Here is a 16,661-nt window from a genome sequence, read left to right as displayed (position 1 = left end):
CTGTCGCTCGCCCATGGCCGAGACCGTGCTGCGCTCGCTCGCCGACGACGCGGGCCTCGGCGACCGGGTCGAGGTCACGAGCGCGGGCACCGGCGACTGGCACGTCGGCGAGGGGGCCGATCCCCGCACCGTCGAGGCCCTGGAGCGCCGCGGCTACGATGGTTCCCGGCACCGGGCGAAGCAGTTCGAGGCCGACGACTTCGCACGCTACGACCTCGTGGTGGCGTTCGATCGCGGCCAAGAACGCATCCTCCGGGCCTGGGCAGGCGACGACGCCGACCGCTCGAAGGTGCAGCTGCTGCTCACCTTCGCTCCCGACGCGGCGCCGGCGGGTGGCGGTCTCGACGTCCCCGACCCGTACTACTCCGACGCAGCACTCTTCGACGAGGTGCTCGACATGGTCGAGCGCGCCTGCTCGGCCCTCTTCCGCCAGATCGAACCCGCACTCCGCAAGGGACAGTCATGACGTTGCCTCCTCAGCCCCTCAGCCCGCTCGACGGCCGCTACCGCTCGTCGGTCCGCACGTTGGGGGACCACCTCAGCGAGGCGGGGCTGAACCGGGCCCGCGTGCACGTCGAGGTCGAATGGCTGATCGCCCAGACCGACCGCCGTGCGTTCGGCTCGACGCCGCTCGACGACGAGCAGAAGCGGGCGCTGCGGGCCGTCGTCACCGACTTCGGCCAGGCGGCGATCGACGAACTCGCCGGCCTCGAGGCGACGACCCGTCACGACGTCAAGGCCGTCGAGTACTTCGTGCGGGCACGGCTGGCCGAGCTCGGGCTGGACGGGATCGCCGAACTCACCCACTTCGCCTGCACCAGTGAGGACATCAACAACCTGTCGTACGCGGTCACCGTCAAGGGGGCCCTGTTCGACGTCTGGCTCCCGGCCTTCGACGCCGTGCTCGCCGCCCTCACCACCTGGGCCACCGACGCCCGCGACGTGCCGATGCTCGCGCACACCCACGGGCAGCCGGCGACGCCGACCACGGTCGGGAAGGAGTTCGCCGTGTTCGCGCACCGCCTGCAGCGTCTGCGCTCGCAGATCGTCGGCACCGAGTTCCTCGGCAAGTTCAGCGGAGCGACCGGCACGTTCTCGGCCCACGTCGTCGCCGACCCCGGGCTGGACTGGCCCGAGACGGCCCGCTCCTTCGTCGAGGACGCCCTGGGGCTGACCTTCAACCCGCTGACGACGCAGATCGAGTCGCACGACTGGCAGGCCGAGCTCTACTCGCGCGTCGCCCACGCCAACCGGGTGCTGCACAACCTCGCCACCGACGTGTGGTCGTACATCTCGATGGGCTACTTCACGCAGATCCCGCAGGCGGGGGCGACCGGCTCGTCGACCATGCCCCACAAGATCAACCCGATCCGCTTCGAGAACGCCGAGGCCAACCTCGAGATCTCGTCGGCGCTCTTCGACTCGCTGGCCTCGACCCTGGTCACCAGCCGCCAGCAGCGCGACCTCACCGACTCGTCGGCCCAGCGCAACATCGGGGTCGCGTTCGGCCACTCGATGCTCGCGCTCGACAACCTGCGTCGCGGCCTCGGCGAGATCGCCGTCGGCACCGTGACCCTCGAGTCCGACCTCGACTCCAACTGGGAGGTCCTCGCCGAGGCCATCCAGACCGTCATCCGCGCCGAGGTCGTCGCCGGACGATCCTCGATCGACGACCCCTACGCCATGCTCAAGGAGCTGACCCGCGGCAAGCGCGTCGGCCAGGCCGAACTGGTCGCGTTCGTCGAGGGCCTGGACGTGTCCGACGAGGCCAAGCAGCGCCTCGTGGCCCTGACCCCGGCGACCTACACGGGCATCGCGGCGCAGCTCGTCGACCGCCTGGCCTGACCCCAGGAGGCGCGGGTCGGCCCGTCAGGACGGCCCGCGCGCCCGAGGGCGCCGCGCGACGGATCAGCGGCCGACGGGCAGCGACGGAGCATCGGCCGACGGGCCGCGACGGAGCAGCGGCCGACGGGCAGCGACCGAGAGGCCGGGAGGCCGCGGCGGTCGACCAGCGTCAGTGGCCCCGCGGCTTGTCGGCGTCGTCGATCTCGTGTCGCTCGTCGTCGTTGGGCTTGGCCGCGAGCGCGAGCATGGCGATGGTGACGAGCGCGACGATGAAGCCGATGCAGAGGAAGATCAGCGCCAGCTGGAGGTCGCGCGTCGTCATGAGGACGACGAGGCCGACGAAGGCGGCGAAGACGCCCGACAGTCCGAGGAACTCGGCGGGGCGGAACCGGTCGCGCCAGGTGGGGTGGGTCATGACGTTCGTCCCTTGTCGTCAGGGGTGTCGGCAGGGGCCGGGTGCCCGGTCTGCCACTTGAGCGAGAGGCCGGCGATCACGAGGAACACGCCGACCAGGGCGCCGTAGGCGCCCAGGATGCCGACGAGCACGGTCGAGGAGGTCAGTTCGCCCTCGATCTGCTCGATGCCGCCGAGCTGCTGGCTGTAGTCCGGCGGGACGACCAGGAAGACCAGGGCCAGCACCAGGGTGAGCACGCCGACGGTCGTCCAGTCACGGGCGAGCGGCGAGCGACGACGACGTCGCAGGCCGGTGAGCAGTTCGAGGCCGCCGGTCAGCACGGCCCAGGCCGTGACGAAGGCGACCAGCACGGGCAGTTGGCCGTGCGAGAAGACGAGGCAGAGGGCGCCGATCACGGCACCGACGACGCCCTGCAGGACGGCGATGGTGCGGCTCGAGCGGTCGTGGAGGCGCAGGGCCGATCCGACGGCGAGCACGACACCGCCGGCGACCGCCGCCGCCCCGAAGGTCAGCAGGCCGACCCGGGGCGAGTGGTCGGGGTTGAAGGCGATGGCCGCCGCGGCCGCGAGGGCCGGGACGGCACGCAGCACGGGGACGGGCCAGTACGCGGAGAGCGACGGGTCGACGCCCCTGCCCGAGGGGTCGGGCGACGCCACGGGGGCGGTCGCGCCGGAGTCGTGGTGCGCAGGCGTCACGAGACCTCTTTCACGGGTGGGGGACCCGCCGAGTTTACCGCGCGCTCCTGAACGCCAGGCGGCGGACGGTGCCGAGCGTCAACGGCCAGCCGCGGCCCCTGAGCGTCCCGAGCTGACGTGCCATGTGGGCAGGCGTCACCCGCAGCACCCCTTCGGCCTCGAGCGACAACCCCGCGAGCACACCGTCCAGCGAACGTCGGGTGGAGGCCAGCCCCTCGGCCGTGTCCAACCCCATCGCGATCCGCACGCCGGTCGGCAACCGGCTGACCCGGGTGTAGGCGGTGGTGGTGTCGGCCCACGTGGACCGCCAGCCGGGCCGGACCTCCTTCACGCACTCGAGGAGGCGCACCGTCGCGACGTCGGGGTCGGGATGGTCGACGGTGAGCAGTCGGTAGTAGGTGCGTCGGACGCCCTCGGTGCTCACGAAGAGCAGGTCGGCGTAGCCCGCCACGACCGTGGCGGGCCGTGGCCCGATGCCGACCACGGTGCCGCCCCCGAGCCATGAACCGTGGCCGTCCTTCGCGTCGGGCCAGAGCCCGACGAGCACCTCGAGCCCGGAGATCTCGATCTCGTGGGCCGGTGCGTCCGACGCCGCCGCCCCGAGGGCGGAGTCCCGCAGGCCGTGGCCCTGATGGGCGTCCCGTTCGCCCGTCCTGTAGGGCACCTGCTCGAGGTCGTGCACCACCCCGCTGAGCCGCTCGACGAAACTCGCTGTCATCGACGATAGGTTACGTGTGACATACGGAAAGCTGCAACCCTCCTGCACGGCGACCTCCCGACACCTTCCCAGCCCACGCCGTTACGTTCGCACCATCTTCGGGCCGCCTCCGGCCCATCCACCCGGCTGAGAAGTCGATCAGCCGCGGGAGCCCGATGACCGCCACCGTCCCCACGACCCCCCGAACCGCGTACCCGCGGATCGTCCACGCACCGGCAGGTGCGGCACCCGCCGGGTTCCGCCCCACCGTCGCCGGACAGGTCGGCAAGCCGACCAGCACGTACTCGAGCCTGCTCAAGTCCGTGCGCGAGGCGGGCCTGCTGCAACGCCGCACCGGCTTCTACGTGACGGTCTTCGTCGTCCTCGTCGCGTGCCTCGGCGGCGCGGCCACCGGGTTCGTCCTGTTGGGCTCGAGCTGGTTCCAGCTGTTGATCGCCGCGGCCCTCGGCGTCATCCTCACGCAGTTCGCGTTCCTCACGCACGAGGCCGCGCACCGCCAGGTGTTCGAGTCGGGCACGCGCAACGACAAGGTCGGTCGCGTCCTCGCGGCCGGCGTCGTGGGCATCAGCTACGCGTGGTGGATGACCAAGCACAGCCGCCACCACGCCAACCCGAACACCAAGGGCAAAGACCCCGACATCGCGTTCGACACGATCTCGTTCCTCGAAGAGGACGCGGCGAAGCAGCGCGGCGTGCTCGGCTTCATCACCCGCCGTCAGGGCTACTTCTTCTTCCCCCTGCTGCTCGGCGAGGGCGTCAACCTGCACGTGACCTCGTTCCGCACGCTGCTCGGCCGTGACAAGGTCGAGGGCCGCGCGCTCGAGATCACGCTCATCGCCGTGCGCCTCGTCGCCTACTTCGGCGTCGTCTTCTGGTTCCTGCCGCTCGGCATGGCCTTCGCCTTCATCGGCGTGCAGATGGCCGTCTTCGGCCTCTACATGGGGTCGTCCTTCGCCCCGAACCACAAGGGCATGCCGATCATCCCCGAGGGTGCGAAGGTCGACTTCCTGAGCAAGCAGGTGCTCACCTCGCGCAACATCACGGGTCGGCACTCGACGGCCTTCATGGGCGGGCTGAACTACCAGATCGAGCACCACCTGTTCCCGAGCATGGCGCGTCCGAACCTGCGCGCGGCCAGCGCCCTGGTGAAGGCGCACTGCGCCGAGCACGGCATCCCCTACACCGAGACGACGATCGCCAAGTCGTACGCGATCGTCATCCGGTACCTCAACCGCGTCGGCCTCTCGGCCCGCGACCCGTTCGACTGCCCCGCGGCGTACGCGATGCGTCCGCGCTAGGCGGCGCCGAACACAGGGACCGCAGGAGGCGCGGGTCGGGTCAGGCGATCCGGCTCGCGCCTTCGTCGTCCCCGGAGGAACCCTCGTCGTCCCCGGAGGAGCCTTCGTCGTCCGTCTCGCTCAGGTGGGCCAGGCCGCCAGCTGCCAGCCCAACCAGGGCGAGAAGGCGAAGGGTGCCGCCGCGACCGCGTCGCGAAGCTCTCCGGGCTCGACCCACGCCCACTCGGCGACCTCGTCGGGCGAGGGATCGGGCAGGCCGACGGCGCGGGCCGTGAAGACCGGGCAGATCTCGTTCTCGACGACGCCCGAGGCGTCCGTGGCGAGGTACCGGAACTCGGGCAGGATCACCTCGACGTCGCGGACCTCCATGCCGAGCTCTTGGTGGGCGCGCCGCATCAACGCCTCGGCCGGCGTCTCGCCGGGGGCGGGGTGGCCGCAGAACGAGTTGGTCCAGACGCCGGGCCAGGTCTTCTTCGACAGGGCTCGTCGGGTGACCAGGACGCGGCCGAGGTCGTCGGTGACGTGACAGCTGAACGCCAGGTGCAACGGCGTCGTGGTGGTGTGCACGGTCGCCTTCGCGGTCGTGCCGATGGGCGTGCCCTCGTCGTCGAGGAGCACCACGAGCTCGTCGTGAGCGCCCGGGCGGTCACCGGACGTCGGCTGGGGATGCGTCGAGATCTCACGGGTCATGAGAGGTAGTCTGCCCTGGTGGACGGTGATCACCTGCACGCAGGCACGCGGGCGAGACACGATCGTGTCGACGCCGTCCTCGACGACTTCTTCGCGTTGGCCAAGCGCCGCGCCGAGTCCGTGGGCTGGCGGTACGTCGATCTCTGGTCGGTGCTCGAGCGCAACAGCGCCGGGGGCAAGCGCTTCCGGCCCCGCATGGTCTTCACGGCCTACGACGCCCTCGGGGGCACCGACGACGAGGCCGTGGCCCGGGTCGGCGCGGCCTTCGAGCTGCTGCACACGGCCCTGATCGTCCACGACGACGTCATCGACCGCGACTTCTCGCGACGCGGCATCCCCAACGTCTCGGGCAGCTACCGCGACACCGCCACGACGGCGGGCATCCCGACCCCCGCGGCCGAGCACCGGGGCATGTCGGCCGCCGTCATCGCCGGCGACCTCGCCCTGACCGGGGCCAGTCGCATGCTGCTCGGCATCGGCTGCCAGGACCACGTCCGCACGCGCTTGCTCGACCTGCTCGACGAGGCGATCTTCGTCAGCGCGGGCGGAGAGATGGTCGACGTCGAGTTCTCCCTGTCCGCCGAGCTGCCGACCGTCGACGAGATCCTCGACATGGAGCGCGCCAAGACGGCCGTCTACTCGTTCGAGGCACCGCTGCAGGCGGGCGCCGTCCTGGCGGGCGCGGGCGAGGCCGTCGTCACGGCGGTCGGCGACTTCGGCCGCGAGGTCGGGGTCGCGTACCAGGTGGTCGACGATCTGCTCGGGGTCTTCGGCACCGAAGAGGCCACCGGCAAGACCACCCGCGGCGACCTCCGAGAGGGCAAGCGCACGGTGCTCGTCGCCCACGCCGCGACCACCGACGAGTGGTTCACGATCCAGCCGTTCATCGGCAAGGCCGACCTCAGCGAGGCCGAGGCCGAGCACGTCCGTGGTCGCCTCGAGGTTTGCGGCGCCCGCTCCTTCGCCGAGGGACTCGTCGAGCAGCACGCCCGCCGCGCGCTCGACGTGCTCGACCGGGCCGAGGTGCCCGAGTCGTTGCGCGAAGCATTGACGCCGGTCGTCCAGGACGTCCTCGAGAGGGTGCGATGACGGGCTTGTCGTTGTACGACTCCGTGGCCGACGCGACCGCGGGAGGCGTGATCCGTCGCTACTCGACGTCGTTCGGACTGGCCTCGCGCCTGCTGGGCGGCGAGGTGCGGCAGCACGTCGAGAACGTATACGCGCTCGTGCGTGTCGCGGACGAGATCGTCGACGGCCCCGCGACCGAGGCCGGTCTGGGCGCCGACGCGGCGGGCCGGTTGCTCGACGGCTTCGAGGCCGAGACCGAGCGGGCCCTGGTCGAGGGCTTCAGCCCCAACCTGGTCGTGCACGCCTTCGCCCGCACCGCCCGCGCCACCGGGTTCGGTGCCGAGCTCACCGCACCGTTCTTCGCGTCGATGCGGGCCGACCTCAGTGCCCGCGAGCACGACCAGGCGTCGTTCGACGCCTACGTGTACGGGTCGGCCGAGGTCGTCGGCCTGATGTGCCTCAAGGCGTTCCTCCACGGGCATCCCTTCCCCCCGAGCACGGTCGCCGAACTCGAAGAGGGCGCCCGGCGCCTCGGTGCGGCCTTCCAGAAGGTCAACTTCCTGCGTGACCTCGCGGCCGACTTCGAGCAGCTCGGCCGCAGCTACTTCCCCGGAGTCGACGTGACCACGTTCGACGAGCAGACCAAGACGAGACTGGTGCGAGACATCGACGACGACCTCCGCGTGAGCGGCGAGATCATCCCCGTGCTGCCGACGTCCTCGCGTCGGGCGGTGGCACTGGCCCACGGCCTGTTCGCCGAGCTGAACCGGCGTCTCGAGGCGACCCCCGCCTCCTCGCTGGTCCGGGCGCGCGTGCGCGTTCCGAACCCGGTGAAGGTGCGCATCGCCGCGGGCGCCGCCGCCGGTCGCGTCACCCGGCTGCCCGAGGCCCGCGCATGAGCCGCGACACGGTCGACCGAGGGGCGACGGGTGCCGGCACCGGGGCGTCCGACGAGTCGCACGGCCTGAGCGTCACCCGCCACGGCCGCCGCGTCGTCGTGATCGGCGGCGGCATCAGCGGCCTGGCCTCGGCTGCGCTGCTCGCCCGCGAGGGCCACGAGGTCACCCTGCTCGAGAAGAACGACGAGGTCGGTGGCCGTGCCGGGTCGTGGAGCCACGAGGGCTTCCGCTTCGACCTCGGCCCGAGCTGGTACCTCATGCCCGAGGTCTTCGACCACTTCTTCCGCCTGATGGGCACGTCGGCCGCCGAGCGCCTCGACCTCGTCGAACTCGACCCGGGCTACCGCGTGCTGTTCGAGCCGACGCCCGACGCCCCCGCGGCGAGTGCGCCGATCGACGTCCCGCGCGGCCTGGAAGAGAACGTCGAGCTGTTCGAGCGCGTCGAACCGGGCAGCGGTGAGCGCATGCGCCGGTACCTCCGGTCCGCCCGCGACACCTACGAGATCGCCAAACGGCGGTTCCTCTACACGAGCTTCGGCAGCCTCACGCCCCTGCTGCGCGGAGACGTGCTGGTCCGCCTGCCGAAGCTGGCCCGGCTGCTGCTGACGAGCCTCGACTCGTACGCGTCCCGCACGGTGACCGACCCGCGCCTCCGTCAGATCCTGGGGTACCCCGCGGTCTTCCTCGGCTCGTCGCCGTTCGACACGCCGAGCATGTACCACCTCATGAGCACGCTCGACCTCGACGACGGCGTGCTGTACCCGCAGGGCGGCCTCATCTCGGTGATCGAGGCCATCCGCGACGTGGCCGTCGAGGCCGGGGTGACCGTCGTGACCGGCGCGACCGTGACCCGGATCGTGACGCAGCCGCTCGGGGTCGAGGGCGCAGCCCTGCCGCGCGGTTCGAAGGCGACCGCCGAGGCGACCGGGGTCGACTGGACCGACGCCGAGGGAGCGACGCACCGCGTCGACGCCGACCTCGTCGTGAGCGCGGCCGACCTGCACCACACCGAGACACGGCTCCTGCCCCGCGAGCTGCGCACCTACGACTCGTCGTACTGGGCGAAGAAGAACCCCGGGCCGAGCGCCCTGCTGCTCTACCTGGGCGTCGAGGGCGAGATCCCCGAGCTCGAGCACCACACGCTGCTCTTCGCCCGCGACTGGCACGAGAACTTCGAGCGCATCTTCGGCGCCGACAAGCGCATCCCCGACCCCCCGTCGCTGTACGTCTGCAAGCCGAGCACCGTCGACCCGTCGACCGCGCCCGCCGGGCACACGAACCTCTTCGTCCTGGTGCCACTGCCCGCCGACCCGGCCCTCGGTTCGGGCGACGTCGACGGTGACGGCGACCCGATGATCGAGCGTCTCGCGGACGGCGTCATCGCCCAGATCGCCGAGTGGGCGCACGTGCCCGACCTCGCCGAGCGGATCGTGGTGCGGCGCACCCGTGGTCCGCGCGACTTCGTCGACGACGTCAACGCCTGGAGCGGCAGCATGCTCGGCCCCGCGCACACGCTCGCCCAGAGCGCCCTGTTCCGCACCGGCAACGTCTCGACCCACGTCGACTCGCTGTTCTACGCCGGCGGGTCGGTCCGTCCGGGCATCGGCCTGCCGATGTGCCTGATCAGCGCCGAGGTGCTGCTCAAGAACCTGCGCGGCGACACCAGCACCGAGCCGCTCCCCGAGCCCGCCGTCGGCTGATGGGCTTCGTCTACCTCGCGGCGTTGCTCGTCTCGTTGTTCGGCATGGTGATGCTCGACCGCAGGTTCCGCCTGTTCTTCTGGCGCGACGTGCCCCGGGCGGCGGTGACGCTGCTGGTCGGCGTCGTGTTCTTCCTGGTCTGGGACGTCGTCGGCATCGACCTCGGCATCTTCTTCCGCGGCGAGACCTCGTTCATGACCGGCGTGCTGGTGGCGACCGAGCTGCCGCTCGAAGAGGTCTTCTTCCTGACGCTGCTCTGCTACCTGACGATGAACCTGCTGGCCGCGGCCCGGATGGCTGCGGCCGTCGTGCTCGACCGGCGTGGCGCGAGCTCCACGCAGTCCGGTCGACCGGTGGACGGCGTGGCGTCGTGACCTACTGGGCCGTCAACGCGGTGTTCCTGTCGATCGTCGCGGTGCTCGGGGTGCTGGCGCTGGTGACCGCAGGCGTGCGTGGCCGGGCCGCGCGCGCCTCCTCGTCCCCGGCCGAGAGGTCGCGGCGGCGGCGCGAGCAACTGCTGGGGGCGGGCCTGGCGACCGGCGTGCTGCTCGTGATGACCGCCGTGTTCGACAACGTCATGATCGGGATCGGGCTGGTCGGCTACGACGCCGCCCGGATCAGCGGGGTCTTCGTCGGCATCGCCCCGCTCGAGGACTTCGCCTACGCGGTCGCGGCACTCGTCCTGCTGCCGTCGGTGTGGGTGCTGCTCGGCGGCCCGAAGACGCCCCGCGCCCCCGCGGCGCCGGCGGCCGGCGGGTCGACGACCGTCGAGGAGGCGCGCTCGTGAACACGATCAAGGCCCTGTTCGTCTCGTCCCGGCCCCTGAGCTGGATCAACACGGCGTTCCCGTTCGCGGCGGCGTACGTGCTGACCTCGTTGCTCGCACCGGTGACGACCGGCTACCTGGGGTCGTACCAGCCGTTGTCCCAGGTCGACGTGACGCCGACCGGCACGGAGGCCGTCCTCTTCTTCGCGGCCGAGAACGCCCTCGGCCCGGTGAACTGGCTCGTGCTGATCGTCGGCGCCCTGTACTTCCTGATCCCCTACAACCTCGCGATGTACGGCATCAACGACGTCTTCGACTACGAGAGCGACCTGCACAACCCGCGCAAGGGCGGCGTCGAGGGTGCGCTGCTCGACCGCAGCCTGCACCGCACGACGTTGCGCGCCGCAGTGATCACGAACGTGCCCTTCCTGGTGTTCCTCGTGGCGGTCGGCGACCCGCTCAGCTGGCTCGTGCTCGCCGTCAGCGTCTTCGCCGTGATCGCCTACTCGGCTCCCGGCCTGCGCTTCAAGGAGCGCCCCTTCGTCGACTCGGTCACCTCGAGCACGCACTTCGTCAGCCCGGCCGTCTACGGTCTCGTGCTGGCCGGGGCGACGTTCACGCCCCAGCTGTGGGCGTTGCTCGGCGCGTTCTTCCTCTGGGGAGTCGCGAGCCACGCGTTCGGAGCCGTCCAGGACGTGCTCGCCGACCGCGAGGGCGGCATCTCGTCGATCGCGACCGAGATCGGTGCCCGGGCGACCGTCCGCCTCTCGGTGGTGGCCTACCTGCTGGCGGGCGTGCTGCTGACCTTCACCGAGTGGCCCGGCCCGCTGGCGGCCCTGCTCACCCTGCCCTACGCGATCAGCTGCGCCCCCTGGTGGAACGTGACCGACGACCGGGCCGAAGAGGTCAACCGCGGGTGGCGACGCTTCCTGGCGCTCAACTTCGTCAGCGGGTTCGTCGTGACGATGCTCATGATCTGGTGGGTGTTCCTGCGGGGCTGACGCCGCGCCTCCTGCGGTCGTCGGCCCTCGCCCCTAGCCCCTAGCCCCTCGGCCCTCGGCCCGCGGCCCGCGGGCAGGCCGGGCGCTCAGGGGCGCCAGCCGAGGTTGAGTGCCGCCCTGCGCAGGAAGCGCACCGTGGTCGCGTGGGCTCCCGGCTCGGCCCCCCGGACCGTCTCGTCGCGGATGCCCTCGACCACGTCGACGAGCTTGCGGTGCGCGAGGCTCCCGCGCTCGGTGAGGGCGTAGCGATCGTCGCCGACCCCGTCGGTCGCGAGGCTCACCCAGCCGCTCTCGACCAGCTCGGCGAGGTGGTCCGAGCTGGACTCGCCCGTGGCCGGGTCGAGGAAGGGCGCGACGGCTCCGTCGAGTGCTGCGCGGGTCGTCGGGCCGCGCTCCAGCAGGTTGAGCAGCTGCCACTGCCGGCGGGTGACCCCGTGTTCGTCGAGGACCTCCTCGAAGCGCCGGTCGATCAGCCCGTCGACGAGCCTCAACCAGAAGCCGATCGGGCGCCCCCGGTCGACGGCCAGGTCGTCGTCGACGCTTCCGAGCTCGTCGGGTGCGTGCGTGTCGTCGGTCGGCGGGGTGACCTCGCCTGCGTCTGCGGAACGTCGTCGGTCCATGGTCGGCACCGTACACCGGTCGGACCTCCGTCTCGAGAGTGATCTTCCGATGGATTCACCTGCCGGAAAGACAACGGCAAGGACGCGGCCGTACATTCGAGGCGTGACCACCTCGAGCGCCGTCGCGCCTGCGCCCCTCCCCACGCGCCTCCGCCGGACCTGGTCGCGCGTGCAGGCGCATCCGCGCGGGCTGCTCTACGGCTTCGTCGCCGTGCACGCCGCCGTGTTCCTGGCGCTCACGCCGCTGATGATCGGCGGCGGGGTGAGCGGCGACCTGCCGCTCTACCGCTTGTGGGCGACGGGGGCCCTGAGCGAGGGCGTCTGGCCGGTCCTCGACTTCTCGTGGGTCTACCCGGCCGGGGCGATCGTCCCGATCGTGTTGCCGAACGTCTTCGGCGAACAGCACTACCAGTTCGTCTGGCTGGCCCTGCTGACCGCCCTCAACGCCGTCGCGCTCTGGCTGCTGACCGACCGCGGTCGTCGCACGGTCGACAACCGGGCAGCCTGGTGGTGGCTGCTCGTGACGCTCGTGCTCAGCCCCGTGGCCTTCCTCCGGCTCGAGGGGTTCAGCGCGCCGCTGGTCGTCGCCGCCCTCATGCTGCTGTCCACGCGTCCGCGGGTGGCCGGGCTGCTGCTCGCCGCGGCGACCTGGATCAAGGTCTGGCCCGCCGCCGTCATCGCGGCGGTCGTCGTCGGGTCGCGTCACCGGGCGGTCGTGCTGCGCGGGGGCGTGCTCGTCACCATGGTCGTCGTGTCGTGCGTGTTGCTCGGCCGCGGGGCCGACGACATCACGAGCTTCGTGACGATGCAGTCGGGACGGGCGATGCAGCTCGAGGCGACCCTCTCGACGCCCTGGCTCTGGATGGCCATGCTGCGCGTCCCCGGCGCCTCGGTCTACCAGAACGTCGCCCTCGCCACGCGCGAGGTCATGGGACCGGGCGACACCTGGATGATCAACGACAGCACGCAGGTCATGCTCGCCGTCCTCGTGCTGCTGGCCGGCGTGCTGGCCGTGGCGACCTTCGGGCTGCCCCGGTGGGCCGAGCCCGGGAGGCGCGGGTCGGCGGGCTCCGGGCGCACCGCGGCCGTCGTCCCGGCTCGCGATCGCGGCGACGAGTTCGGCACGGTGCTGCTCGGCGCCCTCACCCTCACGCTCGCCTTCGTGGTCTTCAACAAGGTGGGGTCGCCGCAGTACCTGCTCTGGATCGTGCCGATCGTGGCCGTGGGCTATGCCTCGCGTCCCGAGGCGTTCCGGACGCCCGCCGTGTTGACCGCCTGGGCCTCGGGGCTCACGACGCTCGTGTTCCCGATCCTCTACCGGCCGCTGATCGAGCTCAACCCGGTCGCCGTGCTCGTCCTGGGTGCCCGCAACGGCCTTCTCGTGGTGCTGTTCTGCTGGTGCGCGGTGCGCCTCGTGCGACTGGCGGTCGCCACGGTGCGCAGCGACGCGCTCGAGGTGGGCGTCCCGCTCGTGGCGGCCCGCGCCTCCTGACGTGGTGTCGGGGGCGGCTCGTCCCCAGGCCGGCGCCGGGCGGCGTCGTCCCCGGTCGCCCGGTCAATCTGAGCCGTCCACGCCGGGTCGTGCCAGCGTGGAAGGCCTACCTGCCACCACGAGCCAAGGAGCACTCATGAAAGGCAAGATCCTCTTCGTCGCAGGAGCGGCCGTCGGATACGTCCTCGGAGCCCGCGCAGGTCGCGGCGCGTACGTCAAGATCAAGGACCAGGCCGAGAGCCTGTGGGAGAACCCGACCGTCCAGAAGGGCGTCCAGCAGGCCGAGGGCTTCGTGAAGGAGAACGCTCCGGTCGTCGCCAAGAAGGCGCAGGACGTCGCGAACGACGCCGCCCACGCGGTCGGCTCCAAGGCCAAGTCCGTCTCGGGCAAGGGCTCGGGCGCCACCGACAAGGTCGCCGCCAAGGCCACCGAGGCAGCCCACAAGGCCGCCGACAAGGTGGACGAGAAGGCCGACGACGTCAAGAAGCAGACCTCGGGCACCAGCCCCGACGACGACAAGCTGCCGGGGGTGACGGTCGGTGAGTGACCTGAAGGCACCCGAACAGAGCACCAAACGTTCGCTCGGCTCGCTGATCGGCAGCCTGCCCGAGTTGATCTCGCGCCTCATCCGCGGCGAGATCGCGCTGGCCAAGACCGAGCTCGCCACGAAGGCCAAAGAGGCCGGGGTGGGTGTCGGCTTGTTGGTCGGAGCCGCACTGTTCGGCTTCTTCCTGCTCGCCGTGCTCATCACGGCCGGCGTCCTGGGGCTGGCGACGGTCGTCGCCCCCTGGCTCGCGGCGCTCATCGTCGCCGCCGTCCTGCTCGTGATCACGGCCGTCCTGGCCCTGCTCGGCATCAAGGCCCTCAAGAAGGGCGTGCCGCCGACCCCCGAGAAGGCCGTCGCCAGCGTGAAGGCCGACGTCAGCGCGTTGAAGGGGCAGGGCAGCTATGACTCCGAGAAGCACTGACGCGAACGGCCACGGTACGGGCGACCAGCCCGACCCCCGTGCCGAGCTCGCCGAGGCGCGTGCGGCCGAAGAGCGCGACGACGCCCACGGCAGCACGTCTCCCGACAAGGACGCCGAGAACGCGGCCGGGCCACGCCCCGGCGCGAGCATCCCCGAGATCGAGCTCGACCTCGCCCGTACCCGTGAAGAGTTCGCGGCGACGCTCGACGCCATCGAGGACAAGCTGAGCGTCCCTGCCCACGCCCGTCGGCTGAAGGCGAGCGTCTCACGGCGCCTCGACCGCGACCCGAAGCCCGTGGTGGCGGCCGCTGCGGCCGGCACCATCGGCGTCGTCGCGCTCGTCGCCGGCATCGTCAAGACGATCAGGCGCTGACCGATGGCACAGAAGAGCACCGAGCGCGAGCAGCAGTCGCCCGACGCGGACGACTCGCGCAAGCCGCAAGACCTGTCGGACGTCTCCAAGCCCTCCTGGGGGTACGTGCTGGGCAAGACCCTGCGCGAGTTCACCCGTGACCAGTGCACCGACCTCGCCGCCGCACTCACGTACTACGCGGTGCTGGCGATCTTCCCGGCGCTGCTGGCGATCGTGTCGCTGCTCGGCGTCGTGGGGCAGGCGGACTCGACGGCCACGACGCTGCTCGACCTGGTCTCGCAGTTCGGCTCGCCGCAGGTCGCCGACCTGCTGCGTGACCCGATCATGCAGCTCACCGGCTCGCCGGCTGCCGGTGTCGCCCTGATCGTCGGTGTGCTGGGTGCCCTCTGGTCGGCCTCCGGCTACGTGGGCGCCTTCGGGCGGGCCATGAACCGCGTCTATGGCATCGACGAGGGGCGTCCGATCTGGAAGCTCCGCCCGACCATGCTCGGCGTCACGGCGTTCACGGTGGTACTCATCGTGGTCGCCGCCCTCATCCTGGTGATCAGCGGCCCCGTGGCCGAGACGGTCGGCGACCTCGTGGGACTGGGCAGCACCGCGGTGTTCGTCTGGGACATCGCGAAGCTGCCGATCCTCGCGATCATCGCCGTCGTGATCGTGGCGGTGCTCTACTACTGGGCCCCGAACGTCAAGCAGCCCAAGTTCAAGTGGATGAGCCTCGGGTCGCTCGTGGCCCTGGTCATCTGGTTGGTCGCGTCCGTGGGGTTCGCGTTCTACATCGCGAACTTCTCGAACTACAACAAGACGTACGGCTCGCTCGGTGCGGTCATCGTGTTCCTGCTGTGGCTCTGGATCACGAACAACGCCCTGCTCTTCGGGGCCGAGTTCGACGCCGAGCTCGAACGTGGTCGCGAGCTGCAGGCCGGCCTCCGGGCCGAGCGCGACATCCTGCTGCCACCCCGTGACACGGCCCAGAGCGAGAAGAAGGCCGCGGCCCTCGCCAAGGACGAACTCGCCGGCATGCGACTGCGTCAGGCCGCCGCCGCGACGATCGAGCGGAACGGCGACGAGGTGCCCGAGCCGGACGGCGAGGGCGGCTCCGAGGCGTCCGAGTCCGACCGGAAGAAGGACGAGCGCGCCGGGGACGGGCACTCGAAGGGCGACCGCGACGACTAGGTGACGTCCCCTGACGACGCGACCCGCGCCTCCTCGGCTCTCACGAGCTCGGGAGGCGCGGGTCGCGTCGTTCGTCAGCCGGTGGGCGAGCCCCGCCCGCACCGGCCGTCGGTCAGAACGAGAAGCCGAGCTCGGCGGGGTAGTCGCCCCGCGCGGTGAGGGTGGTGGCGGCGTCGCGCAGGTGCGAGAGCGTCAGGCCCATCGTGGTGGGCCCGAAGCTGACGCGCGAGACGCCGAGCTCGGCCAGGCGGGCGAGCGGCACGGACGACGGGTTCGAGATGACGCTGACCTTGCCGTCGATCCGGTCGAGGGCGGCCTTCACGAGGTCTTCGGTGCCCAGGCCGAGGACGAAGGCGCAGTCGGCGCCGGCGTCGAGGTAGGCGTTGGCCCGGGTGACGGCGTCGTCGAACGAGTCGGGGTCGCCGGCCAGGGCGTCGACCCGGGCGTTGATCACGATCGGCACCCCGGCGCGGTCGCCGGCACGGCGGGCGGCGGCGATCTTCGAGACCTGGGTGTCGATGTCGTAGAGGGGCGCCTTGGCCTGGCCGATGCTGTCCTCGATGTTGAGGCCGGCGGCGCCCTCCTCGATCAGGCGGAAGACGTTGTCGAGCGTGCCGGCGGCGTCGGTCGCGTACGCCTTCTCGAAGTCGACGGAGACGGGCAGGTCGACCGAGCGGATCACGATGCGGGCGGCGGCCAGCATGTCGTCGACGTCGAGGCCCTCGCCGTCCTCGACGCCGTGCGCCTCGCTGATCGAGTGGGAGGCGGTGGCCAGGGCCTTGACGCCCGGTGCGCCCGCGACGATGCGCGCGGTGATGCTGTCCCAGACGTTCGTCACGATCAGCGGGTCGCCGGGGACGTGGAGGGAGCGGAGGAGTTCGGCCTTCTCGGCCGTGCTGGAGATCGACATGCGCCCAGCCAACCAGCCCGGGCTGGC

General features: G+C 71.4%; 20 protein-coding genes. 14 read left to right on the top strand and 6 right to left on the bottom strand.

Translation table 11 applies throughout. The features are described from left to right. Positions 1–13 precede the first annotated feature (13 nt). Positions 14–466, top strand: a complete 453-nt coding sequence (locus OVA02_RS00455) for a low molecular weight protein-tyrosine-phosphatase (RefSeq protein WP_199736314.1) — start codon at positions 14–16, stop codon at positions 464–466. After that, positions 463–1,845 carry an adenylosuccinate lyase gene (purB, locus tag OVA02_RS00450; protein ID WP_056049755.1) on the top strand — a complete coding sequence of 461 codons (1,383 nt, stop codon included), beginning with the start codon at positions 463–465 and terminating at the stop codon, positions 1,843–1,845. Before OVA02_RS00455 ends, purB begins: the two co-directional genes overlap by 4 nt. Before the next feature lie 169 nt (positions 1,846–2,014). Here the strand turns inward: purB and OVA02_RS00445 are convergent, their stop codons facing one another. Genes OVA02_RS00445 through OVA02_RS00435 form a run of 3 tightly spaced genes read right to left on the bottom strand, consistent with a single transcriptional unit; the run spans position 2,015 to position 3,673 of the window. Further along, positions 2,015–2,260, bottom strand: a complete 246-nt coding sequence (locus OVA02_RS00445) for a hypothetical protein (protein ID WP_043594098.1) — start codon at positions 2,258–2,260, stop codon at positions 2,015–2,017. Continuing rightward, a complete protein-coding gene (locus tag OVA02_RS00440) occupies positions 2,257–2,955 on the bottom strand; it encodes a DUF308 domain-containing protein (RefSeq protein WP_267658992.1) in 699 nt (232 codons plus the stop codon). The genes OVA02_RS00445 and OVA02_RS00440 overlap by 4 nt, the downstream gene beginning before the upstream one ends. 34 nt (positions 2,956–2,989) lie before the next feature. Further along, positions 2,990–3,673: a hypothetical protein gene (locus tag OVA02_RS00435; protein ID WP_157485561.1), complete on the bottom strand. Its 684-nt coding sequence runs from the start codon at positions 3,671–3,673 to the stop codon at positions 2,990–2,992. 155 nt (positions 3,674–3,828) lie between these two features. On the opposite strand from OVA02_RS00435, the gene OVA02_RS00430 reads away from it, so the two are divergent. Further along, positions 3,829–4,971 carry a fatty acid desaturase family protein gene (locus OVA02_RS00430; RefSeq protein ID WP_082460648.1) on the top strand — a complete coding sequence of 381 codons (1,143 nt, stop codon included), beginning with the start codon at positions 3,829–3,831 and terminating at the stop codon, positions 4,969–4,971. 120 nt (positions 4,972–5,091) lie between these two features. Here the strand turns inward: OVA02_RS00430 and idi are convergent, their stop codons facing one another. Beyond that, positions 5,092–5,661, bottom strand: coding sequence for an isopentenyl-diphosphate Delta-isomerase (idi, locus tag OVA02_RS00425; RefSeq protein ID WP_082460647.1), 570 nt, complete (start codon positions 5,659–5,661; stop codon positions 5,092–5,094). Positions 5,662–5,679: 18 nt separating this feature from the next. Between idi and OVA02_RS00420 the strand changes: the two genes are divergently transcribed. The 6 genes from OVA02_RS00420 to OVA02_RS00395 are packed head-to-tail and all read left to right on the top strand — an operon-like array spanning position 5,680 to position 11,095. Beyond that, on the top strand, positions 5,680–6,750 hold the full coding sequence (locus tag OVA02_RS00420) for a polyprenyl synthetase family protein (RefSeq protein ID WP_082460646.1): 1,071 nt from the start codon (positions 5,680–5,682) through the stop codon (positions 6,748–6,750). Continuing rightward, positions 6,747–7,628 carry a phytoene/squalene synthase family protein gene (locus OVA02_RS00415; RefSeq protein ID WP_056049749.1) on the top strand — a complete coding sequence of 294 codons (882 nt, stop codon included), beginning with the start codon at positions 6,747–6,749 and terminating at the stop codon, positions 7,626–7,628. Before OVA02_RS00420 ends, OVA02_RS00415 begins: the two co-directional genes overlap by 4 nt. After that, a complete protein-coding gene (gene crtI / locus OVA02_RS00410) occupies positions 7,625–9,328 on the top strand; it encodes a phytoene desaturase family protein (RefSeq protein ID WP_199736290.1) in 1,704 nt (567 codons plus the stop codon). The genes OVA02_RS00415 and crtI overlap by 4 nt, the downstream gene beginning before the upstream one ends. Beyond that, positions 9,328–9,702, top strand: a complete 375-nt coding sequence (locus OVA02_RS00405) for a lycopene cyclase domain-containing protein (protein ID WP_056049747.1) — start codon at positions 9,328–9,330, stop codon at positions 9,700–9,702. Before crtI ends, OVA02_RS00405 begins: the two co-directional genes overlap by 1 nt. After that, entirely contained in the window at positions 9,699–10,115 is a 417-nt protein-coding gene (locus OVA02_RS00400; RefSeq protein ID WP_082460645.1) for a lycopene cyclase domain-containing protein, read from the top strand. Before OVA02_RS00405 ends, OVA02_RS00400 begins: the two co-directional genes overlap by 4 nt. Then, the gene (locus OVA02_RS00395) at positions 10,112–11,095 is read left to right on the top strand and encodes a prenyltransferase (protein WP_056049744.1); all 984 of its coding nucleotides are present in this window, start codon (positions 10,112–10,114) and stop codon (positions 11,093–11,095) included. Before OVA02_RS00400 ends, OVA02_RS00395 begins: the two co-directional genes overlap by 4 nt. 86 nt (positions 11,096–11,181) lie before the next feature. On the opposite strand, the gene OVA02_RS00390 is transcribed toward OVA02_RS00395, so the two are convergent. Further along, positions 11,182–11,715 (bottom strand): MarR family winged helix-turn-helix transcriptional regulator, encoded by a 534-nt coding sequence (locus tag OVA02_RS00390; RefSeq protein WP_123570910.1) that lies wholly within the window; start codon positions 11,713–11,715, stop codon positions 11,182–11,184. Positions 11,716–11,818: 103 nt separating this feature from the next. On the opposite strand from OVA02_RS00390, the gene OVA02_RS00385 reads away from it, so the two are divergent. From OVA02_RS00385 to OVA02_RS00365, 5 genes are all read left to right on the top strand, one after another. Beyond that, positions 11,819–13,207: a glycosyltransferase 87 family protein gene (locus OVA02_RS00385; protein ID WP_056049741.1), complete on the top strand. Its 1,389-nt coding sequence runs from the start codon at positions 11,819–11,821 to the stop codon at positions 13,205–13,207. A gap of 136 nt (positions 13,208–13,343) precedes the next feature. Further along, positions 13,344–13,754 (top strand): YtxH domain-containing protein, encoded by a 411-nt coding sequence (locus OVA02_RS00380; protein WP_123570908.1) that lies wholly within the window; start codon positions 13,344–13,346, stop codon positions 13,752–13,754. Next, complete coding sequence (locus OVA02_RS00375; protein WP_056049738.1) at positions 13,747–14,175, top strand: phage holin family protein; 429 nt, start codon at positions 13,747–13,749, stop codon at positions 14,173–14,175. The genes OVA02_RS00380 and OVA02_RS00375 overlap by 8 nt, the downstream gene beginning before the upstream one ends. Continuing rightward, a complete protein-coding gene (locus OVA02_RS00370) occupies positions 14,156–14,548 on the top strand; it encodes a DUF3618 domain-containing protein (RefSeq protein ID WP_056049734.1) in 393 nt (130 codons plus the stop codon). Before OVA02_RS00375 ends, OVA02_RS00370 begins: the two co-directional genes overlap by 20 nt. Positions 14,549–14,551: 3 nt before the next feature. After that, the gene (locus OVA02_RS00365; protein WP_082460643.1) at positions 14,552–15,724 is read left to right on the top strand and encodes a YihY/virulence factor BrkB family protein; all 1,173 of its coding nucleotides are present in this window, start codon (positions 14,552–14,554) and stop codon (positions 15,722–15,724) included. A 112-nt stretch (positions 15,725–15,836) separates the two neighbouring features. Here the strand turns inward: OVA02_RS00365 and OVA02_RS00360 are convergent, their stop codons facing one another. Beyond that, on the bottom strand, positions 15,837–16,634 hold the full coding sequence (locus OVA02_RS00360; RefSeq protein ID WP_056049731.1) for an isocitrate lyase/PEP mutase family protein: 798 nt from the start codon (positions 16,632–16,634) through the stop codon (positions 15,837–15,839). Positions 16,635–16,661 lie beyond the last annotated feature (27 nt).

Source organism: Frigoribacterium sp. SL97 (assembly GCF_026625765.1).
GTDB lineage: Bacteria > Actinomycetota > Actinomycetes > Actinomycetales > Microbacteriaceae > Frigoribacterium.
This window is presented reverse-complemented; position numbering and strand designations above follow the sequence as displayed.